The sequence below is a fragment of the Mesorhizobium sp. B264B1B genome (genome assembly GCF_020165765.1).
GTDB lineage: Bacteria > Pseudomonadota > Alphaproteobacteria > Rhizobiales > Rhizobiaceae > Mesorhizobium.
Genome location: NZ_JAIUIS010000012.1, coordinates 141,261 through 162,597, shown reverse-complemented (window position 1 = coordinate 162,597; position 21,337 = coordinate 141,261). Strand labels below are relative to the sequence as shown.

Sequence of the window (21,337 nt, the reverse complement as noted above, 5' to 3'; positions counted from 1 at the left end):
GGCGGTGCGAAATAGCGCCCCTCAATTGCGCACCTGATCACCGTCTCCACACTCTTCCATCCTGGCCATCGATCGCCGTTCAATCTCGACGGCCGCAAGGAGACACCCGATGAATGCCGACGCCGCGCCATTGCCGCCGCGCTACCTGCGCACTTCGGAAGCTGCGCATTTCCTCAGTCTTTCGGCGCGTACGCTGGAGAAACACCGCACCTACGGCACCGGGCCTGCCTATCGAAAACTCGGCGGCCGCGTCGTCTACGCCGTCGACGACCTCCAGGCCTGGGTGCAGCGCGGCGCGATGACGTCGACATCCGATCCGCAAGGCTCGGTGCTGCCCGCCAAGCCTCAAGCCGCCCGCCTGATCGCCTATGCCGGGCGCGAAAGGCGCTGACACGGCTGATCTCCCCTATGTCGGCACGACCACGCCAACCATCGGAACGCGGACAGCTTGATCTGTTCCACGCGCTGCCCGGTGTTGTCGCGCCACGCGATGCGCAGGACCTCATGGCCTATCCCTTCTTTTCCCTCGCCAAATCCAGGCGCATCGCGCCCATCGACTTTCGCGCCGGCGATGTGGCTATCCGTGTCGAAGCGATGCCCGACCACGGCATGGCGACGATCTGGGATGCCGATATCCTGATCTGGGCCGCAAGCCAGATCGTCAATGCGCGGGACGCCGGATTGCGCACTTCGCGCCTGATGGCCGCGACGCCATACGAAATGCTCACCTTCGTCGGCCGCGGTGTCTCGAAGCGAGACTATCTGCGCCTCAAGGCGGCGCTCGATCGCCTGCAGTCGACAAGCGTCGTCACCTCCATTCGCCAACGCGCCGAAGGCCGGCGCCATCGCTTCTCGTGGATCAACGAGTGGCAGGAGCGCTTCGATCGAAACGGCCACCCGCTCGGCGTCGAATTGATTTTGCCGGATTGGTTCTACCGCGCTGTTATGGTCGAGTTTCCACGCGGGATCGTGCAAGGCGAGATGCCGCCCATCTTCGTCATAGGCCCGGACGGCGAGGCCGAGATTGCCAACAGCCGCGTCTACCAGAACACCCTGATCGTCGACCGTCTCTTTGGCGCCGCGGAATTGCGGCTTGGCAGTGGCAAGCGGCAACAGACCGTCAGGATCGTCCGCACCGATGCCACGAGGAGAGGTCTGTGGATGTCAGGCACCAATGCGGCGCCGAGTGCAAAGAACGCATTTCGTCAAAGGGGAGGGGAACAATCATGAGCGAGAACGAAATCCCGGCTGCCCCCATGCAGCTTCGCGCCGATCCGCCGCGCGTCACGCGCTTGTCGCGCAAGGTGCTTGCCGGCATCGGCTTATGTGCATCGCTTGGCGTCGGCGGCGCGCTGATCTACGCGCTTCGGACGAGTGAAACCGGCAGGCATGGCGACGAGCTCTACTCGACGTCCAACAGGCAGCCCGCCGAGGGACTGGCCAGCCTGCCGCGCGACTATACTGGCCCTGTTCTTGGACCGCCGCTGCCTGGCGATCTTGGCCGGCCGATGCTTGATGCCCAGAACAAGGGACAGCCCGTCGTGCCGCCTACGATCGCAACGCCGATGGTTGATGAAGCCGAACAGCGCCGGCGGGCCGAAGAGGAGGCGGCCCGAACGTCGCGTGTTTTCTTCCAGACGGGGCAGTCAATCGCGGCATTGGCCGAAACCCCGCCCGCAGGAACTTCCCCGCCGAACCTTGGCGGCCCCGACCTTGCCGGTCAGATCGGCCAGTCGACCACGCAAGACCGCCAGCTCGGCTTTCTGAATGCGGCCGCTGATCGGCGCACCGTGGCGCCGGATCGCGTCACGCCGCCGGCGTCGCCCTATGTGCTCCAAGCAGGGGCCGTCATCCCGGCGGCCCTCATCACCGGTATCCGTTCCGATCTGCCCGGTCAGATCACCGCCCAGGTGATCGAAAATGTCTATGACAGTCCGACGGGTCGCTCGCTGCTGATCCCGCAAGGCACGCGTGTCATTGGCCAGTACGACAATGGCGTCGGCTTCGGCCAGCGGCGCGTGCTGCTTGTCTGGAACAGGCTGGTCTTTCCCAACGGACGCTCCATTGTTCTTGAACGCCAGCCTGGCACTGACGCCCAAGGCTATGCCGGCCTTGAGGACGGCGTCGACTACCATTGGGCCGAGCTGTTCAAGGCGGCCGCACTCACCACCATTCTCAGCGTTGGCGCGGAGGCCGGCTCGTCCGGCCAGGAAGGTGACATCGTGCGCGCCTTGCGCAGCGGCGCCTCCGACAGCCTCAGCCAGATGGGCCAGCAGATCGTCCAGCGCCAACTCAACATCGCACCCACACTGACGATACGGCCTGGCGTCAATGTGCGTGTCGTCGTTACGCGCGATCTCGTGCTCGAACCCTACGGAGGCTGAAAATGGCCAATCTGAAACTCGGTCCGATTGCAGACGACAAGCCGGTTAAGGTCACAGTGGAACTGCCAGCGCCGCTGCACCGCGATCTGTCCAGATATGCTGAGATCCTTGGCCGCGACGGGGGTCAGCCTTCCACTGATCCTCTTCGCCTGATTGTGCCCATGCTTGAGCGATTTATCGCGACCGATCGGGGCTTTGCTAGAGCCAAGCGGGAGCGGAAAGGTTGAGGGCCACCTCTGCCGCCAAGGTTAAAACTTTGTAATGCTGTAGCACGACTGCAAAACTGCGTGGGAGGTGTCAACTCGTGGGGAGCTGACGGGCAGCGGCTTCCGCAGTGTCCTCGGGTCTGGTGTTGAGGCGGCGTTAGGCGCCGCCTTGTGGATGATGTTCACAACGGTTTCGAACAAGGGTAGCCCCTTGGGCGGCAGCCTAGGCCGCCACCGATCACCACGCAATCGTACGTCGCATTGCTCAGCGCTCCTTTGAGTGCGGCATCGGGCGTAATCATGCAGGTGTCACCCTGCCAGCCCCGTTCCTCGATTTTCGCCACGCCCAAAGCGATCCCAGCGTTGATTTTTTCGGCATTGAAGCCGGGCGGCAAGGACGGGTCCGAGAAGTCGACGGTTTCAGGTTTCTGGCCGGCAAACAGTATTCGCGTCATTGAAACACTCCATGAAGTTTCGGGTTTCCGAAAGTGGCCGTATGTCTTCGGCGACAAGGGTGCGAAGGCCGGATCTTGTTCGGGTCGAGGCAACGAGTATCCACGCAGAGACGCAGCCCTTGTGCTAGGAGTAGCCGCCCTCCCGTTTTGTGCAGAACCATAGGTGGCGGCCGGCCCGAAGGTTCGGAACGGGCACACGCCTTTTTGTCGTATTTTATGGCAATGTCAGCCACTCAGTGATTAATCCAGATTGGTCATCTCCGATTGACATCGTGTTCTCGCCAAGAATCACAGCCGAACCAGATTGATTGCCGCCCGATGCTGCAGTGCGGTCGGCGGATTGGCGGGGCTTGTTCGAGCGCGCTCAGAGACCGATTGAAAACGCCTTGAACGGTGCGATCGCACGTAATTCAAGCTTGGGATGTGGACCCGAGCGACGCGTGGCCGGATGGCCGACGTCGAGAAGAAGACCAAGCGTTATCCGTCCGATCTGACGGATGAGGAATGGTCGCGGATACAACCGTTCCTGCCGGGCGCGTCCATGACCGGGCGGCGCGTGGCGAGGGACCTGCGCGAGTCTTGAACGCGATCCGCTACATGGCCCGACCGGGTGGCGGCTGGCGCATGCTGCCGAAGGATTTCCCGCCCTGGCAGACCGTCTACTGGTGGTGCCGCAGCTTCGTGCGCCGTTTCAGTTCAAGACAATCCACGATGTGGCGCTGATGCTGGACCGTGAACGGGAGGGTCGCGAGGCGAGCCCGTCGGGAGGCGTCCTCGACGTCAGTCGGTCAAAGGTCCGGAAGCCCCGAAATGACATGGATCGCGGTGACCGCCGGTGCCATCGTTGCGTCGTCTTCCGCTTGGGCATTGACGTCTGACAAGAGACAACATTCGCTCCAAAATAGCGACAGGTTTTCGCCCATGCAATTGAGCCAGCGCAGCGACGGCGGGCGACACGATGTCGGCGTGGGCGCCGACGCGGATCTCGTCCAGTGGTCACGCATTTGCGGTGGATCAAAGCCGGGCTCGCCCACCGCGACTACCAATACCACGCAAGTTGGCCATCCGGGCCGGCATCAATGGAGGCGAAAACCGATGAAGCTAATGGCAGTTCTTTGTCTGGCGACGTATCCGGACGCAAATGCTGGGGCAGTGGCCGTAAACGCTGTTGCCGTCGCCAAGCAGATCGGAGCGGCGCTTCATGCCGTCGCCATCAATGTCGATATTCCCGACGTTTCAAATGCGCTCTCAACCTACCTCCTCGACCTCCCCTACAAGATAGCGGAAGCTGAGGCGACAAGCCGCAAGCACGGCAAAGCTCTGCTTGAGGCGGTTGCCAATGAGGCCTCATCAGGTGCGGTGATCCTGTCCGCCCAGGAGATCGCAGCGCCACTGGCCCTGATGGGAGATGTTGCCGCAGAGCACTCCCGCTATTTCGACACCTGCCTTGTCGGCTGGGCGCCCGCCAACCAGACGGCACGGACGCTGGCCGAGGCGACAGTCTTCGGCTCCGGTAGGCCGACCGTTCTTCTTCCCGATTCCACGAAGGTGGAACCCTTTGAACATGTCGTTATCGCCTGGGATGGCAGCCGAGTGGCCGCAAGGGCTGTTGCAGACGCGCGGGCGTTTCTCGAACGTGCCTCAATGGTTACGGTTGTGACCGTCACCGACGAGAAGCCGCTTCCGGGGCAAGGCATTGGCGAGCGCCTTGCTTCGGGCTTGAGGGCGCGTGGTCTGATGGCCGAGGCGGTCTCGATCCAGGCACAGGACCGTTCGGTCGCGACTGCACTGCAGGAGCATGCCCTCAAAATCGGCGGCAAGCTTCTGGTCATGGGCGGATATGGCCATTCTCGTGTCAGGGATTTCGTGCTCGGTGGCGCTACGGACGGGGTGCTTGCCGATCTGCGCCTGCCTGTCCTGCTCTCCCACTAGGGCGTGGCGACATGCAAGGCGCTCGCGGCACGGATCCTATCCTGCGCTTTCACGGCGCGGCCCACGGCGTCACCGGCTCATGCTACGAGATCGAAACCTCCCGCTGGCGGGTTCTCGTCGATTGCGGCCTTTTCCAGGGATCGAAGTCGGAACGGGAACTTAATTATGGCCAGTTTCCGTTCCCGCCGGAGACGATCGACGCTGTCATCCTGACGCATGCGCATATCGACCATAGTGGGCTGTTGGCGAAGCTGGTCAAGCAGGGCTTTTCCGGTCCCATCCATTCGACCCGCGCCACCATCGATCTCTGCTCAGTGATGCTGCCCGACGCGGCGCATATCCAGGAAATGGAAGTCGAACAGCTGAACAGACGCAACGCGCGGCGCGGTCGGCCGCTGGTCGAGCCGATCTACACTCTTTCAGATGCGGCCGCCTGCATGACCTTGTTCCGGGCCCTGGAATATGGCGAATGGACAACCGTCGCCGAAGGCCTTCGGGCCCGCTTCTGGAACGCTGGTCACCTGCTCGGCTCTGCCTCGGTCGAACTTGAGATCGATCTGGATCACCAGAAGAGACCCATGCGCATTCTGTTTTCAGGCGATATCGGGCCTGGACACAAGTTGCTGCAGACCGGCCCGGAAGGTCCGGCTGGGGTCGACTACCTGATCTGCGAATCGACCTATGGCGACCGCGAGCGCCCGGATGTATCGCCCGAGCAGCGGCGATCGCAGCTGGGTGACATCGTGCGTGGCGCCGCCGAGACCGGCGGACCTCTCATCATTCCGTCCTTCGCCGTGGAGCGAACGCAGGAACTGCTGGTCGATCTCCATCTGCTCATGCGGACCGGTGCCGTGCCCTCCGCGCCGGTCTTTGTCGACTCGCCGCTGGCGACACGCGCCAGCGCGATTTTTGAGCGGCATGCCGACGAGATCGAACAGGGTGACGCGCTACGGCAGGCCCTCAACTCGAAGGAGTTACGCTTTACCGAGACGGTGGAACAGAGCAAGGCGATCAATCGCCTGACCGGCTTCTTCGTGGTGATCGCTGCCAGCGGCATGTGCGACGCGGGCCGGATCCGCCATCACCTCAAGGCCAATCTCTGGCGCCGGAATGCCACGGTGATGATCGCCGGCTACCAGGCCCAGGGCTCTCTAGGCAGGATCCTGCTCGACGGCGCTCGGCGCGTGCGCATCCAGGGCGAGGAGGTCGAGGTCAAGGCGCATGTCAGCCTGTTCGACCTCTATTCCGGTCATGCCGACGCAGCCGAACTGGTTGCGTGGGTCGCGTCCAGAGGTCCGGTAAGGCAGGCGGTGTTCCTCACCCATGGCGAGGAGGAAGGGCTGCGTGGCTTCAGCGAGCGGCTGCAATCGATTATGCCTGACGGCAGGATCATCACGCCGCGGCTGGATGATGCCTTCCAATTGACGTTCAGTGGCAGTCTGCCGGTCGAACTCAACCAGCCCCGCCGTCTGAGACCAGAAAGCGTTGCCCGCCTCGACTGGCACAACGACCTTTCCAGACTTCTCCTCGACATCAACGAAGCGGTCGGCGCTGCGGCCGACGAGCGGGGACGTGCGGCGGTCATCAGGCGCATGCGCCGCGCGCTCGACGGCAATGATGCTTAAATCCTGCGAAGAGATGCACTGAAACGCCGACGCGTTTGTGTTCCTTCGCTGCAGCTCGACGAAACACAGGCGCAAGTCGAAATCGCAAGACTCAAGACTGTCGCCAACAACGGAGCCAGACATGACCGAGCACACGACAAATCCAGCCTCCAGTGGTGTCCTGTCCAACCGCGAGGCGTACGACATCCATGCCTATTGGCGTGCCGCCAACTATCTCACGATCGGCCAGATCTACCTGCTCGACAATCCACTGCTGCGCGAACCGTTGCGGCTGGAGCACGTCAAGCCACGCCTGCTCGGCCATTGGGGAACGTCGCCGGGGCTGAGTTTCATCTACGCCCACCTCAATCGCATGATCAGGCTCAGTGACGCGAATGTGATCTATGTCTGCGGACCTGGTCACGGCGGACCGGCAATGGTGGCGAACAGCTATCTTGAGGGCAGCTACAGTGAGCTCAATCCCGACATATCGATGGATGAGCAGGGGATGCGCAAACTTTTCCGCCAGTTCTCCTTTCCGGGCGGCATACCGAGCCACGCGGCGCCCGACGTGCCGGGCTCGATCCATGAGGGCGGCGAACTGGGCTACGCGCTTTCTCATGCCTATGGCGCGGCCTTCGACAATCCCGATCTCGTGGTCGCCTGCGTCGTCGGCGACGGAGAGGCCGAGACCGGGCCGATGGCCACCGCATGGCATTCCAACAAGTTTCTGAATCCTGAGCGCGATGGAGCGGTTCTGCCGATCCTGCATCTGAACGGCTACAAAATCGCCAATCCGACCATTCTGGCCCGTATCCCAGAAGACGAATTGCGCTCGCTGTTCGTCGGCTATGGCTATGAACCGCTGTTCGTCGAGGGGCACGAGCCGGCGCTGATGCATGAGCGCATGGCGAGCGTGCTCGACGATGCGTTCGACCGGATCCGTGCGATCCAGCAGACCGCGCGGAGCGGTTCCGCAACAGGGACTTCGCGACCAAGATGGCCGATGATCGTGCTGCGCAGCCCCAAAGGCTGGACCGGACCGAAGGAGGTCGATGGACTGAAGACCGAGAGCTTCTGGCGCTCGCACCAGGTTCCCTTGTCGGGCCTTGCGGAAAACCCGGCGCATCTCAAGCTGCTCGAGGACTGGCTGAGAAGCTACCGGCCCGAAGAACTGTTCGATGCAGCCGGCGCCCCTATTGAAGCGATCCGCGCTTCCGCCCCTGAGGGCACATGGCGCATGGGTGCCAACCCGCATGCCAATGGCGGCCTGCTGCGCAAGTCCCTCGTCCTGCCCCTAGTGCACGACCACGCGGTTGCGATCGAACGACCGGGCGCGGTGAAGACCGAATCGACACGGGCGATGGGCAAGTTCCTGCGCGCCGTCATGGAGCTGAACGAGGCGGCGCAGAACTTCCGCATCGTCGGTCCCGATGAGACGGCCTCGAACCGGCTTCAGGACGTGTTCGAGGTCACCGAGCGCGCCTGGATGGAAACGATCCTGCCCGAAGACGTTCATCTTGGCCGCGACGGCAGGGTCCTGGAGATTCTCTCGGAACACACATGCCAGGGTTGGCTCGAAGGCTACCTGCTCACCGGGCGGCACGGCTTGTTTTCCTGCTACGAGGCGTTCATTCACATTGTCGATTCCATGTTCAATCAGCATGCCAAATGGCTGGATGCCTGCCGCGACATTCCGTGGCGTCGGCCGGTGGCGTCGCTGAACTATCTGCTGTCGAGCCATGTCTGGCACCAGGAGCACAATGGCTTCAGCCATCAGGATCCAGGCTTCATCGATGTCGCTCTCAACAAGAAAGCCGATATTGTGCGGGTCTACCTGCCGCCGGATGCCAACACCTTGCTGTGCGTGACCGATCACGTGCTGCAGACATGGAACCGCATCAACGTGATCGTCGCCGGCAAGCCGCCATCGTGGCAGTGGCTTTCAATGGACAAGGCCATCGTTCATTGCGGGACGGGTATCGGCATCTGGGACTGGGCTTCGACCGACAATGGCGAGGATCCTGACGTCGTGATGGCTTGCGCCGGCGACGTCCCGACGCTCGAAACGCTGGCGGCCGTGCAGATCCTCAGGTATGCCATTCCCGAACTCAAGATCAGGGTGGTGAATGTCGTCGACCTGATGACCCTGCAACCCAAGGAGCATCACCCCCATGGGTTGTCGGACCGTGAATTCGACGCCCTGTTTACCTCGGAAAAGCCGGTGATCTTCGCCTATCACGGCTATCCCTGGACCATCCATCGCCTGACTTACCGGCGCACCAATCACGACAACATCCATGTGCGCGGCTACAATGAGGAAGGCACGACGACAACGCCATTCGACATGACGGTGCTCAATGGCCTGGATCGATACCATCTCGTCCAGAGCGTCCTTGAGCGGCTGCCAAAGGGCAAGGGCGCCAATATCGGGCAGGTGCAGGAGATGGAAGGCAAACTGATTGAGCATCGGGCCTATATCCGTGCTCATGGTCAGGATATGCCGGAGATCCTTGGCTGGAAATGGGAGCAGGGCATGGATGCGGCGCCAGACTTGCCCAATAAGCCGACGAGCGGGTTTCGGCGCACCACCGGGCCGAGAATGCGGACGGCTTCATGAGTGATGCGTTCCTTGTCCTGAACAGCGGGTCATCGAGCTTGAAATTCGCGGTGTTCGAGGCAAGCGCCGAGCTTTCCGAGCTGCTGCGCGGCAGTATTTCGTCGCTCGCACGGCATCCGCGCCTGCACGTCGCGGCCGCGGCCGGATCCCCCGAGATCGACATCAGCCTGGGCGAAAAATCGATCGATGTTGCCAAAGCCTTCTCAACGGTCGCTGCGCTGCTCGCCGATCGCAACCTTCTTGGCCGCATCAACAGGGTCGGGCATAGGATCGTCCATGGCGGGCGCGACTTCACCCAAGCGACGCTGCTCGACACGGACGCGCTCGAGGCACTACAGCTGCTGGAGCCGCTGGCGCCCATCCATCAAAGGATCAATCTCGAGATCGTTGCCCGGGCTGCAGAGCTCCTCCCGCGGGCGCGTCAGGTCGGATGCTTCGACACTGCGTTTCATGCGAGCCGGCCAGCACTTGTCAAGATCTACGGGCTGCCGCGCGCGATGACCGAGGCGGGCATCGTTTCCTATGGTTTTCACGGCCTGTCCTACAGCCATATCGCTGCGAAGCTGCGCGAGCGCTACGGTGCGGCCGCCGGCGGTCGGGTGATCGTCGCCCATCTCGGCAGCGGCGCCAGCCTCTGCGCGATGAAGGCTGGACGCAGTGTCGCCACGACGATGGGGTTCTCGACGCTTGACGGCCTCGTCATGAGCACCCGCTGCGGCGTGCTGGACCCGGGCGTCATCCTGTATTTGCTGCAGGAGAGGAGGCTGTCGAGCGAAGACCTGGCCAGCCTTCTCTACGAACGTTCGGGCCTGCTGGGCGTCTCCGGCATTTCTGGAGACATGCAGGTTCTGCTGGGCGCAAAAGAGCCTTCGGCCGTTCAAGCCGTCGACCTATTTGTTTATCGTGTCGGACGTGAAATCGGCTCGCTTGCCGCCGCGCTTGGCGGGCTCGACACGCTGGTGTTCACCGCTGGCATCGGCGAACACGCGCCACTGATCCGGCACAGGATCTGCGAAGCAGCTGCGTGGCTTGGCGTCGAGCTCGATGAGCATTTGAACCAGAAAGGTGCGGAGAGTGTCAGCGCGCCAAATTCGCGCGTCGACATTCTCGTCATTCCGGCCGGTGAGGAACAGGCCGTTGCCCGCGAGACGCTGGCATTCTGAGCGGTCTGTCTGCCGCTGGAACCGCGTGCCCAGCTACTTCGGCAACTTGGCCCCTCGCTTGCGTTGCACCAGCACGAGGGTTGCGTCATCCGGATCCGTCGTGACGGTGAAGCCCATCTCGCGCTCAAGCTCGATTGCCGCACGGTTTTCCCGGTGTTCGATCGACTCGATGGTTTCGAGACCGAGCTCATCCGCGTAGCGCGCAATGTGGGCGAGCAATTCCCAGCTGACGCCCAGTTGCTTGCGGTCATCGCGAATGCAGACAGCGACCTCGCCACGCCGGTCGGCCGGATCGCTGGCCAGTGTCGCCACCGCGATCAGCATTCCGTCTGGTGCGAATGCAAGAAAATTATGGATGTGCGCATCATCGGACCGCGTCATTGCCACCAGCCGTTCGTGCGAAACTTCCCGCACGGCGCCGAGAAAGCGGAAGCGCAGATCTTCAGGGGTCACATGGGTGAAAAACTCAGCCAGTGCCGGCTCGTCCTCGGGGCGCGCGCCGCGCACTTGGAAACAGAATCCCGTGTGGGTGGTGAGCGTCTTGTTCATCGTCTCAAATCCTTGGGTGTTGTCTGGCGTCGTCGCAGCGGCGAGGGTGGGTTATTCACCCATGTCCAAAAGCACGTCCTGCTTGAGGATTTCGATGCTGCGCAAACCGAGCAGGCGAATGACGCCTTTGTCCTTCAGTCGGGTGAAGACCCGCGACACCGTCTCGATGGTGAGGCCGAGATAGTCGCCAATATCCAGTCGCGACATCGGCAAGTCGACCTGGCGCAAGCCGCCCTGCCGTTCCGTCATGTCGACTAGGAACGCTGCGACCCGTTCGATGGCGTTCTGGCGGCCAAGGACCAGCAGATGTTCCTGAGCTCTGATCAAGCCCTTGAGCGCAAGCGGCAGCAACTGGCGGGACATGTCCGCGGCCGCAGCGATCCGGACAACGCGGATACCGGTCGCGTTGATGGCCTCGGCGAAGAAATGATGGGTGGCCTCGGCCTCGAAGCCGAAAGTCTCTCCGGCCATGTGGAAGGCGCTGATCTGCCGGCGGCCGTCGGCGAGCAGCCGGTAGACACGCACCGCGCCGAATTCGACCTGGTAAAGGGGTCCTGCCTTTTCGCCTTGGGCGTAGATCTCCGTGCCAGCCGGGAAGAAGCTGACCGGTTGCGCCATAGCCCCATCGAGGAGAGCGAAAGGGCTCGGCTGCGTTGGCAGTTCAATCTTGGCGATCTGTTGAGCGTACATGGCTGTGTTCCCGGTTGATCCGTAACACAGCAATCGCGCGAATCCGCAGATCGCGAAATTCGGTTATGTCCCTAAGGGAAACCACCTAATCCGTTCAGGCTGGCCCGTTGCATCGGCGAATGGCCATCCAGAACCGGGTGTCCGTTCGGCATTTGAACGATAGCCTTTGCGGTAGGTCAAGGCCCGCTCTATTCACCTGATTAAAGATGTTGGGAACGAGGGAAACACCCAAATGTCCCAATCCACCCGACCCACTATCGCTTTGTCTGGTCTCAGCGAGGTCGAGGCACAAGCCAGGCTCGCCCTCGATGGTTTCAACGAACTGCCCAGATCGAACCGGCGGACGCCGCTGCGGATTGCCTTCGAAGTCGTGCGCGAACCGATGCTGGCCCTTCTGTTGGGCGGAGGTGCCGTTTACCTGCTGCTTGGGGATCTGCATGAGGCGTTGATCCTGGCTGCTTTTGCCACCTTGTCGGTGGGGATAACCATCGTACAGGAAGCGCGGACAGAACGCGTTCTGGAGGCGTTGCGCGACCTGACAAGCCCGCGTGCCCTGGTGATACGCGACGGTGAACGTAGGCGCATTGCAGGGCGCGAGGTCGTGCGCGGCGATCTGGTGGTGCTGGGCGAGGGCGATCGGGTGCCGGCCGACGTCTTGCTGATCCAAAGCCTGGATCTCCAGACCGATGAATCGCTGCTGACCGGTGAGTCGGTTCCGGTGCGCAAGTTTGCAGCCAAGGATGGCGACCCGCCAGCCGAACGCCGCCCAGGCGGCGACGACCTGCCTTTCGCATTTTCCGGATCACTCGTGGTGCGCGGTTCGGGCATTGGCGAAGTTCTGGCAACCGGGCCGCTGAGCCAAATCGGTGCGATCGGCCAATCGCTCAGCATTATGGAGACCGAAGCACCCCGCTTGCAGCGACAGACGAAACGTCTTGTCGGCATCTTCGCACTGGTCGGTGGTGCGGTCAGCGTTCTGGCGGTCGTGCTTTATGGCGTTTTGCGGGGTGGGTGGCTCGACGCGGTCCTTGCTGGCATCGCGCTGGGCATGTCGATGCTGCCCGAGGAATTCCCGATGGTGTTGACCATCTTCATGGCCATGGGCGCCTGGCGCATCTCGCAGGCGCGCGTGCTCACCCGTCGTGCGGCGGCGATCGAAACGCTTGGCTCGGCGACAGTTCTCTGCACCGACAAGACCGGAACGTTGACCGAAAACCGCATGACAATCGCGGAGCTGAGAACGCCTGACGGCAAACGGTTCCGGTTACCGGACAACATGAATGCCGGGATGCCGGCGGCCTTTGGCGAGCTGGTCGAGCTTGGTGTGCTCGCCAGCGCCGAAATTCCTTTTGATCCGATGGAAAAGGCATTTCACACCCTTTCGCAGGAGCGATCACCCAGTCGCAAGGATCTGGACAGTGTTGATCGGAAACTTGTCCGCGCCTATGGGTTGCGTCCCGAGCTGCTGGCCATGTCGAATGCTTGGCGATCACCGGCTGACGGCAGCGACTGTCTGGTCGCCGCCAAGGGCTCGCCGGAGGCCATAGCGGCACTCTGTCGTCTGAGCGCGGAGCGCTTCGCTTCGATCAAGGCTTCCGTGGACGCCATGGCGACCGAAGGACTGCGCGTCCTCGGGGTGGCCCGAGCCAGTCATTGTGCTGGTGAACTGCCAGAAAGGCAGACAGGCTTCGATTTCGAGTTCATGGGCCTCGTCGGGCTGGCTGACCCCCTCCGCCCGGAGGTTCCGGATGCCGTGAACAACTGCCGGTCCGCTGGAATCAGAGTGGTCATGATCACGGGGGATTATCCGGCGACCGCCAGAGCAATAGCCAGTCAGGCTGGGCTCGATTTCAACGACGTCGTGACCGGTGAAACGCTCAAGACAATGGACGATGCGGCACTTTGCGCGCGCGTCAAGACCGCCACAGTGTTCGCGCGGATCACGCCCGAGCAGAAACTGGCGATCGTCAGAGCGTTGAAGGCCAATGGCGAGATCGTCGGCATGACAGGAGACGGCGTCAACGACGCCCCCTCGCTGAAAGCGGCCAACATCGGCATTGCCATGGGAGGTCGCGGCACCGACGTCGCGCGCGAGGCTTCATCCATTGTCCTTCTCGACGACGACTTCGGGTCGATCGTCAAAGCCATACGGCTGGGCCGCCGCATCTACGACAATTTGCGCAAGGCCATGGGCTTCATTCTTGCCGTGCATGTGCCGATCGCTGGGCTGGCCCTTCTTCCTCTGCTGTTTGGCCTGCCCATTCTGTTCGGACCGATGCACATAGCCTTTCTGGAAATGGTGATCGATCCGGTGTGTTCCTTGGTCTTTGAAGCCGAGACCGAGGAAGATGACGTCATGAATCGCCCTCCACGAGATCCGCAAGCATCGCTCTTTTCGCGCTCGCTCATAGCCTGGAGCGTTGTGCAGGGCCTGCTGGCGTTCGCACTTGTCGCAAGCATCTTCCTTTTTGCCTTCCACTGGGGAATGCCGGAGAACGAAATTCGCGCCTTGACGTTTTTTTCGCTGGTCCTCTCGATCGTCGGCCTGATCTTCGTCAACCGTACGTTCGGCGACTCGCTGCTGATTGCGTTGTTCCGGCCCAATCGATCGCTTGCTCTTGTCGTCGTGGTGGTTGCTGCAGCGCTGGGCGGGACACTTCTCTGGCCATTCGCCAGTGGTCTCTTCCAGTTCGGACCGCTGCACCTTGACGACCTCTCGATGACGCTGGCGGCAGGAGCCGCAGTGCTGGTCTGCCTTGAGTTCCTGAAGCATTTCTGGAGAGGGTGGTTAAAAGCCTGACCGCGCCATTGGTGCTGACCCTGCGGGTTTCACCAAGCCGCGCTAACCTTGCCTACGAGATGGTTGGGTACAAATCCGCCGGTTTAGGAGGCGTTTTGACGCCGCCGCCGTCACCTTGTCTTGGCCGTTCTGGCCTCGGGTTCGCAAGATGCCGTAGAGCGTTTGCAGGATCCGTTCGACCTCCGTGTGGCTCACCCAGGTTTCCGGATGCTCGGCGGCTACGCCCTCGCCCCCGGCGTTCTCCTGGTTGCGCTGGCAATCACCGCGTTACGCGCGCGCCATGCGATCGCGGTGGCCGGCGTTCTGATCGGAGGAGCGTCGTCCATCGGCTTGATGTCGGCGGTCAACTTCACAATCGGCTCCGACTTTAGGTGGCCACTCTTCGCCCGCGACTGGTCTGGGCCGTCAGCCTCATCGTCTATGGGCTCGAAAGCTCCCGCAACGACAATCGCTGACAAATAAGGAACCCACCCCATGAACACCAACAACGTGCACCGCATGTTCGATCCCCCGACCGGGTCCGAACCAGAACCGAAGGCCGAGGCAGGCGGATTTTGGACTTCGAAGGCCGGTCTGGTCACGATCGCTTTCCTGCTGATCGCCGCTTAGCGGAGCGTGATCTCCGATATGCTCGATAGCCTTATGTCGGAACGGCAAGGCTGCGGTCGACACGAATGGCAGCAACTGGCGAAATGGCGGGTGGACAACAGTGGACGACATTTGTTGGGAGAGGGGTTTCGACGGACCTTCACCTACGGCCTTGGCCGGGTCGAGGACCTGGCCGGCATCATCATCGTCCTGATTATCCTCTTCAGTGCCATCGTCGCCGGCTATGAGGCGATCGACAGGTTGATCCATCCCCAAGCCATCAGCTTCCTCGGCTGGGTTGCCGCCGCCGGCCTCGTCGGTTTCCTGGGCAATGAGGCTGTCGCGGTATTCCGCATCCGCGTCGGCCGCGAGATAAACAGCGCGGCCCTGATCGCCGACGGCTATCACGCCCGCACCGATGGCTTCACCAGCCTTGCGGTGGTGCTTGGCGCGGCCGGCGTCTGGCTAGGCTTCCCGCTCGCGGACCCGATCATCGGCCTTTTGATCACTGTGGCTATCCTCGCCATCGTCTGGCAGTCCTCAAAGGCGGTGCTGACACGCATGCTGGATGGCGTCGAGCCGGGCATCGTCGAGGAAATCCATCATGCGGCTGAACATGTGGGGGGCATCCAACGGGTCGCCCAGGTGCGGGCGCGCTGGATAGGCCACAGGCTGCACGCCGATATCGCCATCAAGGTGGCCGAGACAGCGAGCGCAAAGGATGTGGTCGGCATCGCGGAGGCTTTGAGAGGGGAGCTGTTCGACCACCTGCCGGCGCTCTCGGAGGCGAACATCCGTCTGGAAGGCGAAGTCGGATCCGTGGCGGGCGGTTCGGCCCACGCCGATCATGCGCCGGAGCCTTTCAAGGTCGTCAGCGACCTGGCAACGGGAACGCTCGAAATCGTCGATACGCCCGCTGGCGAGCGCTTCCGTCTCACCATCGACAGCCATGCCGACGATCTAGGGGCGACCGTGATCATCGACCGGTCCGAAGATCCCGAGACGCTTTCGCTCGGGCCTGTCGCCGGCAATCACCACCGTCGTGAAAGCAGCGTCGCCCCCGCCGAGCCGCACGAGTTCGAGGCGAGGCTGATCCTGACCTCAAAGGGCAAGCAACAGGTCCTGCCGTTCAAGATGGTTGAGCCGGAAGGCCACAAACACTGATCCTACTACTGGCGTGGCACCTTACGCCGCCCAAGCATCCCGAGAAGATAATCATGCTGGAAGTTCTCGCCGATCGCACCTATCGGCATCTGTTCATGGCGCAGGTCATCGCGCTCATCGGCACCGGCCTCGCCACTGTCGCGCTCGGGCTTCTCGCCTATGATCTTGCCGGCGCAGATGCGGGCGCGGTGCTCGGCACTGCGCTCGCCATCGACTGCTCCCACAAACTGCGCGGCCAGCTCGGCGCCTTCCGGAGCCATTGTCACCGGCAGCGGAGCTTCGGCCGCGCAAAAAGCCTATCAACCGGGCGAGGTCGATACCTACCCTGGCAATGGGCTCGATCGGACCGTCAATGTCCACGTTCAAGCGAATGGATTTGTAGCTCATCCGCCGGCGCCCCGTTCGCGTTTCCAGGAGCAACCTAACGTGCGACGCGGCTTGCCTTGACGGCGATCAAGCGATGCGCATGACGATGAATTTTAGAGGTACTGGGATCTCAGCGAGCAACCCGGCTGGAAAAATGCTCGAAGGCCTTGAAGGCCGGACGGCTCAGGGGGCGAACAGGGTGCCTCGCTCGCCTTTGACGATTTCAACGGCGTCCTTGAGTTGGCCTATCGCTGAAGGATTGCCAGTCGCTTGCGCGAATTCGACCGCAGCTTCGATCTTTGGCCCCATCGATCCCACTGCAAAATTCCGCCCTGATATTTCCGTTGACCGCACTTGACGAAGCGCGCGAGCGCCCGGCGTGCCGTAGCCTTCATAAACGGCGTCGACATCGGTCAGCATGAGCAGCATGTCGGCTCTCAGCTGTCGGGCGAGAAGTGCGCTTGCCAGGTCCTTATCGATGACTGCCTCCACACCGCAAAGACTGCCGTCCTCCCTTGCTATCACAGGAACACCGCCGCCACCGGTGCAGATGACGATCACGCCGCGCTCGACCAGGAACGCGATTACCGATGCTTCCAGGATTGCCAGGGGCCTGGGCGAAGGCACGACGCGGCGCCACTTGTCGCCATCTGGCGCGATCTGCCAATCGCGCTCGCTGGCAAGCCTGCGTGCGGTTGTCTCATCGTAGACAGGGCCGATAGGCTTCGTTGGATGAGCGAAGGCCGGATCCTGCGGATCGACCCTCACCTGCGTCAGCAGCGTCGCAAAAAGCCTCTCCTTAAGGAGGTTGCAGAGCTCCTGCTCAATGACGTAGCCGATCATCCCCGCGCTCTCGGCGCCAAGCACGTCGAGTGGAAATGTGCGACCGTCCGCAGTTGTCGCTGCCTGCAGGGCCAACAGTCCCACCTGCGGACCGTTGCCGTGCGTGACGACAATCGAGTGCCCTGTGTTGACCAGCTTCGCCAACACAGCGGCAGCGCGCACGATGTTGGCGCGCTGGTTTTCGGCCGTCATCGGTTCGCCGCGTCGCAGTAGCGCGTTTCCGCCAAGTGCAACGACGATCAGCATCTCAGTTACCGATCGTGGCGACGAGGAGCGCCTTGATTGTATGCATGCGATTTTCGGCCTGATCAAAAACGATGGAGGCAGCAGACTCGAACACCTGGTGGGTGACCTCCATGCAATCGATGCCATATTCCTTCGCAACGAAGGCACCGATCTCGGTATCCGTGTCATGGAACGCCGGCAGGCAATGCATGAATTTGACGTGGGGGTTGCCGGCGGCAGCCATTACCTCGCCGGTCACGCGGTAGGGTGTCAAAAGACGAATACGCTCGGCCCAGCCGGATTTGTCCTCGCCCATTGACATCCACACGTCGGTGTAAATGAAATCGGCATCCTGGACGCAACCCGTCACATTCTCGTCGAGCCGGAAGCGGCCGCCGCTTTGTGCTGCGAGCTCTCCGACATGGCCGCAAAATACCTCATCCGGCCAGAGCTCCCTTGGCGAGGCGATGCGCATGTCGATACCGACCTTGGCTGCGCCTAGTGCCAGCGACAGCGCGACGTTGTCGCGCCCTTCGCCGACGAAGGTGACGGTCATGTCCGAAAGATGCTTGTGCGTGTATTCGCGCATGGTCATGAGGTCGGCGAGGATCTGTGTTGGATGCGCCTCGTTGGTGAGGCCGTTGTAGACGGGCACGCCGGCATGCGCGGCAAGCAATTCCGCCTGGTGCTGGCCAAAGCCGCGATATTCGATCGCATCGTACATGCGACCGAGCACGCGCGCCGTGTCCTTCATCGATTCCTTGTGGCCAATATGGCTGCCGCTGGGACCAAAGTAAGTCACGTGTGCGCCCTGGTCGTAGGCCGCGACTTCGAACCCTGTGCGCGTGCGAGTCGAGTCCTTCTCGAAGATCAGTGCGATGTTTTTCCTGACCAGACGCGGGATCTCATGCCCGGCGAGTTTGGCCGCCTTGAGGTCCGCGGCAAGCTTAAGAAGAAAGCGGATTTCATCGGCGGTGAGATCGTCCAGCGTCAGGACGGAGCGGCCGTGAAGATTGGTCGACATCCAGAATTCCTTTCACGTCAGATTGCGTCGCGGACCACCGGACAGGTCATGCAATGGCCACCGCCGCGGCCGCGGCTGAGTTCAGCCCCCTCGACGGTGATCACTTCGATGCCCGCGCGGCGCAGAAGCGTGTTGGTGTAGACGTTGCGGTCATAACCGACCACCACGCCGGGTTCGACCGCAACGACATTGTTGCCATCATCCCATTGTTCGCGTTCGGCCTCGTAGCGGTCGCCACCGGTGGCGATGATTCGGAGCGTTTTCAGCCCAAGCGCTTCGGCAATGACAGCCGTGAATGGTTTTGCCTCATCCGTGACCTCGACCGCCGCCTCGCCATCGCCCGGCCGCAGCGAGAAGGAGCGCAAGCGGTCGACCACCGGTGGATACAAGGTCACAAGATCGCGATCGCAGAAGGTGAAGACGGTGTCGAGATGCATGAAACTGCGGTCGCGTGGCATCAAGGCGGCAATCACGCGTGTTGCCTCACCGGCTGCGAACAGCTTGCGGGCCAGGTCGCCAACGGCTTGCGGCGTGGTGCGCTCCCCCATGCCGACGAGAACAGTCCCGCCACCGATCGGCATAACGTCGCCGCCTTCGAGGCTCGTGCCTGTGCCTAGGTCCGGCGACACGAAAGGTATGCCGCTGTCGCGAAAGCGAGGATGGAAGCGGTAGACGGCCTCGACGTTGGCGGCTTCAGGGCGCCTCGCAGCCCAGTACATGGAATTGACCGAGACTGAGCCGTAGATCCAGCAGGAACTGTCGCGGGTGAACAGCTGGTTCGGAAGCGGCGGCAGCACGAAATCTTGGGGGGCGAGCGTCCTCCCGGTCAGACCTTTGGGTTCGAAAGGAAGCTCCGCCCTGGCAACCCCGCCGACGAGGAAGGACGAAAGCTGCGCCGACGGCATATCATCGAGCCATCCGCGCAGCTCATTGACCATGTCGAGACCGACGACCCCGGGGTGGACCCTGCGGTCGAGAAGCCACTCGCGGGCCTTGGCCAGGCTCATCGTCTCAGCCAGGAGCTCTCCGAAGGAATGGACCACGACGCCGCGTTCACGCAATGCATCGACGAAGACATCGTGCTCCTGGCGGGCGCGCTTGACCCATAGCACGTCATCGAAAAGCAGCGCCTTGCAGTTCTCCGGCGTCAGCCTGCGCAGGCTGAGGTCCGGACGATGGACCATAACCTCGCGCAGACGGCCGACTTCGGAGTGAACACCCAGGCTTGTCATCGAACCGATCCCTTCAAAGCGGGCTGACGGCGCCGGTCCACATCTCGTAAACGGCGAGGATGGCGACGGCGACGAGAGCTGCGGCGAGCGCTGCTTCGGCAGGGTGGAACACACGCTGGTTGGTTTCGCGGCGCGCCCAGATGTAGAAGATGATGCCGGGCGCATAGAGGATCGCGCACATGAACAGGTAGGCGGGTCCCGCCGCATAGACGAGCCACAGTCCGTAGACCGTGGCCAGCAATCCGGCAAAAAGAGCCCCGACGCGCTGCTCGCCATTCCCGTAACTCTCGTCGGTCAGCGCGAGCTTGGCTGCGTAAGCTCCGGAAAAAATGTAGGGAACCAGGATCGCGGCCGACGCGATGTAGAACAGCGCTTGATAGGTGCTTTGGGCGAAGAGCGTGATCACCAGGAATGCCTGGACGAGCAGGTTGGTGATCAGCAGCGAGGTCGATGGCACACCGCGTTCGCTCTCCCAGCCGAAGAACTTCGGCATTGTGCCGTCCTTGGCGGCGACATGCGGAATTTCAGCCGCAAGCAGCGTCCAGCTCAGGAAGGCGCCGACCACCGACACCACGAGCGCGATGTTGATGAGGCTAGCGCCCCACGGGCCGACAACGGCTTCTAGCACACCGGCCATGGAGGGGTTCTTCAGGCCGGCGAGTTCGGGTTGACTGAGGACGCCGAGTGACAGCAGCGACACCAGGGCGTAGAGCGCGAGGCATGTGAAGAAGCCAAGAACCGTCGCGGTGGCGATGTCCTTGCGGCGCTCCGCACGGCCAGAAAAGACGCTGGCGCCCTCGATGCCGATAAACACCCACAACGTCACCAGCATCGTGCTCTTCACCTGTGCGGTGATCGAGCCGAGACTGGCGTTGCCGAGACCGGTAAAGTCGAGGGACCAGACCTGAAGCTTGAAGGCAACGGCAACAACGCCAACGAACAGGACGATCGGAGCGATCTTTGCCGCGGTGACTATGAGGTTGACGACCGCGGCCTGCCGGATGCCGGCGAGAACCAGGATGTGGATCAGCCACAGCAGGACCGATGCGCCGAGCACCGCCTGCCAGGTGTTTCCGTCACCGAAGGCCGGAAAGAAATAGGACAGGGCGCTGAACACGATCACAGCATAGGAGACGTTGCCGACCCAGGCACTGATCCAGTAGCCCCAGGCGCTGTTAAAGCCGATGAAGGGACCAAAGCCGGCCTTGGCGTAAGCATAGGGACCGGCGTCGAGCTCGGGCTTGCGGGTCGCAAGCGATTGATAGACGAAGACCAGCGCCAGCATGCCGAACGCGGTGATACCCCAGCCAATCAGAATTGCGAGGGGACCAGCGCCTGCCGCCATGTTCTGCGGCAGGCTGAAGACGCCGGACCCGACCATCGAGCCGATGACCAAGGCGGTCAACGACCCCAATCGAAGTTTCGCAGGCGCCAAGGTACCGACTTGCGGAACCGGGATGTTGAAATCAGCCGTAGTCATGATGCTCTCCCC

At 62.2% G+C, this 21,337-nt stretch carries 18 protein-coding genes and 3 pseudogenes; 14 read left to right on the top strand and 7 right to left on the bottom strand.

The annotated features are described in order from the left end of the window. The first annotated feature begins 109 nt into the window (after positions 1–109). The 5 genes and pseudogenes from LB547_RS23510 to LB547_RS23495 all read left to right on the top strand — a co-directional run bounded on the left by LB547_RS23510 (position 110) and on the right by LB547_RS23495 (position 2,611). Entirely contained in the window at positions 110–391 is a 282-nt protein-coding gene (locus tag LB547_RS23510) for a helix-turn-helix transcriptional regulator (RefSeq protein WP_140523012.1), read from the top strand. Positions 392–408: 17 nt separating this feature from the next. After that, positions 409–948: pseudogene (locus tag LB547_RS23505) on the top strand (replication initiator protein A); the annotation flags it as partial. Continuing rightward, entirely contained in the window at positions 946–1,230 is a 285-nt protein-coding gene (locus tag LB547_RS32390; protein WP_318013609.1) for a TrbG/VirB9 family P-type conjugative transfer protein, read from the top strand. The pseudogene LB547_RS23505 and the gene LB547_RS32390, both read left to right, overlap by 3 nt. After that, positions 1,227–2,384, top strand: a complete 1,158-nt coding sequence (locus LB547_RS23500; RefSeq protein WP_140522960.1) for a TrbI/VirB10 family protein — start codon at positions 1,227–1,229, stop codon at positions 2,382–2,384. The genes LB547_RS32390 and LB547_RS23500 overlap by 4 nt, the downstream gene beginning before the upstream one ends. A 2-nt stretch (positions 2,385–2,386) precedes the next feature. Further along, positions 2,387–2,611, top strand: coding sequence for a DUF2274 domain-containing protein (locus tag LB547_RS23495; protein ID WP_140522958.1), 225 nt, complete (start codon positions 2,387–2,389; stop codon positions 2,609–2,611). A 161-nt stretch (positions 2,612–2,772) separates the two neighbouring features. Here the strand turns inward: LB547_RS23495 and LB547_RS23490 are convergent, their stop codons facing one another. Beyond that, a complete protein-coding gene (locus LB547_RS23490; RefSeq protein ID WP_224656363.1) occupies positions 2,773–3,045 on the bottom strand; it encodes a hypothetical protein in 273 nt (90 codons plus the stop codon). 421 nt (positions 3,046–3,466) lie between these two features. Here LB547_RS23490 and LB547_RS23485 point away from each other — a divergent pair. From LB547_RS23485 to LB547_RS23465, 5 genes and pseudogenes are all read left to right on the top strand, one after another. Continuing rightward, positions 3,467–3,850 (top strand): annotated as a pseudogene (locus tag LB547_RS23485) (transposase); the annotation flags it as partial. A gap of 5 nt (positions 3,851–3,855) precedes the next feature. Further along, positions 3,856–4,977 carry a universal stress protein gene (locus LB547_RS23480; protein WP_224656362.1) on the top strand — a complete coding sequence of 374 codons (1,122 nt, stop codon included), beginning with the start codon at positions 3,856–3,858 and terminating at the stop codon, positions 4,975–4,977. 11 nt (positions 4,978–4,988) lie between these two features. Beyond that, complete coding sequence (locus tag LB547_RS23475) at positions 4,989–6,602, top strand: MBL fold metallo-hydrolase (protein ID WP_140555415.1); 1,614 nt, start codon at positions 4,989–4,991, stop codon at positions 6,600–6,602. A 121-nt stretch (positions 6,603–6,723) separates the two neighbouring features. Then, complete coding sequence (locus LB547_RS23470; protein ID WP_140522954.1) at positions 6,724–9,201, top strand: phosphoketolase; 2,478 nt, start codon at positions 6,724–6,726, stop codon at positions 9,199–9,201. Beyond that, positions 9,198–10,364, top strand: a complete 1,167-nt coding sequence (locus tag LB547_RS23465) for an acetate/propionate family kinase (protein ID WP_140522952.1) — start codon at positions 9,198–9,200, stop codon at positions 10,362–10,364. Before LB547_RS23470 ends, LB547_RS23465 begins: the two co-directional genes overlap by 4 nt. A gap of 33 nt (positions 10,365–10,397) precedes the next feature. On the opposite strand, the gene LB547_RS23460 is transcribed toward LB547_RS23465, so the two are convergent. Together LB547_RS23460 and LB547_RS23455 are read right to left on the bottom strand one after the other, a co-directional pair. Continuing rightward, complete coding sequence (locus LB547_RS23460) at positions 10,398–10,913, bottom strand: GNAT family N-acetyltransferase (RefSeq protein ID WP_140522950.1); 516 nt, start codon at positions 10,911–10,913, stop codon at positions 10,398–10,400. A 51-nt stretch (positions 10,914–10,964) separates the two neighbouring features. Continuing rightward, positions 10,965–11,603, bottom strand: coding sequence for a helix-turn-helix domain-containing protein (locus LB547_RS23455; RefSeq protein WP_140522947.1), 639 nt, complete (start codon positions 11,601–11,603; stop codon positions 10,965–10,967). Between the two features lie 232 nt (positions 11,604–11,835). On the opposite strand from LB547_RS23455, the gene LB547_RS23450 reads away from it, so the two are divergent. The 4 genes and pseudogenes from LB547_RS23450 to LB547_RS23440 all read left to right on the top strand — a co-directional run. Then, positions 11,836–14,403, top strand: a complete 2,568-nt coding sequence (locus tag LB547_RS23450) for a cation-translocating P-type ATPase (protein WP_140522945.1) — start codon at positions 11,836–11,838, stop codon at positions 14,401–14,403. A 474-nt stretch (positions 14,404–14,877) separates the two neighbouring features. Continuing rightward, positions 14,878–15,012, top strand: a complete 135-nt coding sequence (locus tag LB547_RS32385; RefSeq protein ID WP_263483449.1) for a hypothetical protein — start codon at positions 14,878–14,880, stop codon at positions 15,010–15,012. An 18-nt stretch (positions 15,013–15,030) separates the two neighbouring features. Next, the gene (locus LB547_RS23445) at positions 15,031–16,155 is read left to right on the top strand and encodes a cation diffusion facilitator family transporter (protein WP_224680307.1); all 1,125 of its coding nucleotides are present in this window, start codon (positions 15,031–15,033) and stop codon (positions 16,153–16,155) included. A gap of 53 nt (positions 16,156–16,208) precedes the next feature. Beyond that, a pseudogene (locus LB547_RS23440) lies at positions 16,209–16,376 on the top strand (MFS transporter); the annotation flags it as partial. A 328-nt stretch (positions 16,377–16,704) separates the two neighbouring features. Here the strand turns inward: LB547_RS23440 and arcC are convergent. From arcC to arcD, 4 genes are read right to left on the bottom strand one after another with little or no spacing between them, the layout of a single operon-like run. Then, the gene (gene arcC, locus LB547_RS23435) at positions 16,705–17,610 is read right to left on the bottom strand and encodes a carbamate kinase (RefSeq protein WP_140522943.1); all 906 of its coding nucleotides are present in this window, start codon (positions 17,608–17,610) and stop codon (positions 16,705–16,707) included. A gap of 1 nt (position 17,611) precedes the next feature. Continuing rightward, complete coding sequence (gene argF, locus LB547_RS23430) at positions 17,612–18,613, bottom strand: ornithine carbamoyltransferase (protein WP_140522941.1); 1,002 nt, start codon at positions 18,611–18,613, stop codon at positions 17,612–17,614. Positions 18,614–18,630: 17 nt separating this feature from the next. Further along, positions 18,631–19,845 carry an arginine deiminase gene (locus LB547_RS23425; RefSeq protein WP_140522939.1) on the bottom strand — a complete coding sequence of 405 codons (1,215 nt, stop codon included), beginning with the start codon at positions 19,843–19,845 and terminating at the stop codon, positions 18,631–18,633. Between the two features lie 13 nt (positions 19,846–19,858). Further along, complete coding sequence (arcD, locus tag LB547_RS23420; RefSeq protein WP_140522937.1) at positions 19,859–21,325, bottom strand: arginine-ornithine antiporter; 1,467 nt, start codon at positions 21,323–21,325, stop codon at positions 19,859–19,861. Positions 21,326–21,337: the final 12 nt, after the last annotated feature.

Excerpts from the sequence above, each read along its gene's own strand:
- LB547_RS23510 (WP_140523012.1), top strand. The coding sequence starts at position 110 with ATGAATGCCGACGCCGCGCCATTGCCGCCGCGCTACCTGCGCACTTCG.
- LB547_RS32390 (WP_318013609.1), top strand. The coding sequence starts at position 946 with ATGGTCGAGTTTCCACGCGGGATCGTGCAAGGCGAGATGCCGCCCATC.
- LB547_RS23500 (WP_140522960.1), top strand. The coding sequence starts at position 1,227 with ATGAGCGAGAACGAAATCCCGGCTGCCCCCATGCAGCTTCGCGCCGAT.
- LB547_RS23495 (WP_140522958.1), top strand. The coding sequence starts at position 2,387 with ATGGCCAATCTGAAACTCGGTCCGATTGCAGACGACAAGCCGGTTAAG.
- LB547_RS23490 (WP_224656363.1), bottom strand. The coding sequence starts at position 3,045 with ATGACGCGAATACTGTTTGCCGGCCAGAAACCTGAAACCGTCGACTTC.
- LB547_RS23480 (WP_224656362.1), top strand. The coding sequence starts at position 3,856 with ATGACATGGATCGCGGTGACCGCCGGTGCCATCGTTGCGTCGTCTTCC.
- LB547_RS23475 (WP_140555415.1), top strand. The coding sequence starts at position 4,989 with ATGCAAGGCGCTCGCGGCACGGATCCTATCCTGCGCTTTCACGGCGCG.
- LB547_RS23470 (WP_140522954.1), top strand. The coding sequence starts at position 6,724 with ATGACCGAGCACACGACAAATCCAGCCTCCAGTGGTGTCCTGTCCAAC.
- LB547_RS23465 (WP_140522952.1), top strand. The coding sequence starts at position 9,198 with ATGAGTGATGCGTTCCTTGTCCTGAACAGCGGGTCATCGAGCTTGAAA.
- LB547_RS23460 (WP_140522950.1), bottom strand. The coding sequence starts at position 10,913 with ATGAACAAGACGCTCACCACCCACACGGGATTCTGTTTCCAAGTGCGC.
- LB547_RS23455 (WP_140522947.1), bottom strand. The coding sequence starts at position 11,603 with ATGTACGCTCAACAGATCGCCAAGATTGAACTGCCAACGCAGCCGAGC.
- LB547_RS23450 (WP_140522945.1), top strand. The coding sequence starts at position 11,836 with ATGTCCCAATCCACCCGACCCACTATCGCTTTGTCTGGTCTCAGCGAG.
- LB547_RS32385 (WP_263483449.1), top strand. The coding sequence starts at position 14,878 with ATGAACACCAACAACGTGCACCGCATGTTCGATCCCCCGACCGGGTCC.
- LB547_RS23445 (WP_224680307.1), top strand. The coding sequence starts at position 15,031 with ATGCTCGATAGCCTTATGTCGGAACGGCAAGGCTGCGGTCGACACGAA.
- arcC (WP_140522943.1), bottom strand. The coding sequence starts at position 17,610 with ATGCTGATCGTCGTTGCACTTGGCGGAAACGCGCTACTGCGACGCGGC.
- argF (WP_140522941.1), bottom strand. The coding sequence starts at position 18,613 with ATGTCGACCAATCTTCACGGCCGCTCCGTCCTGACGCTGGACGATCTC.
- LB547_RS23425 (WP_140522939.1), bottom strand. The coding sequence starts at position 19,845 with ATGACAAGCCTGGGTGTTCACTCCGAAGTCGGCCGTCTGCGCGAGGTT.
- arcD (WP_140522937.1), bottom strand. The coding sequence starts at position 21,325 with ATGACTACGGCTGATTTCAACATCCCGGTTCCGCAAGTCGGTACCTTG.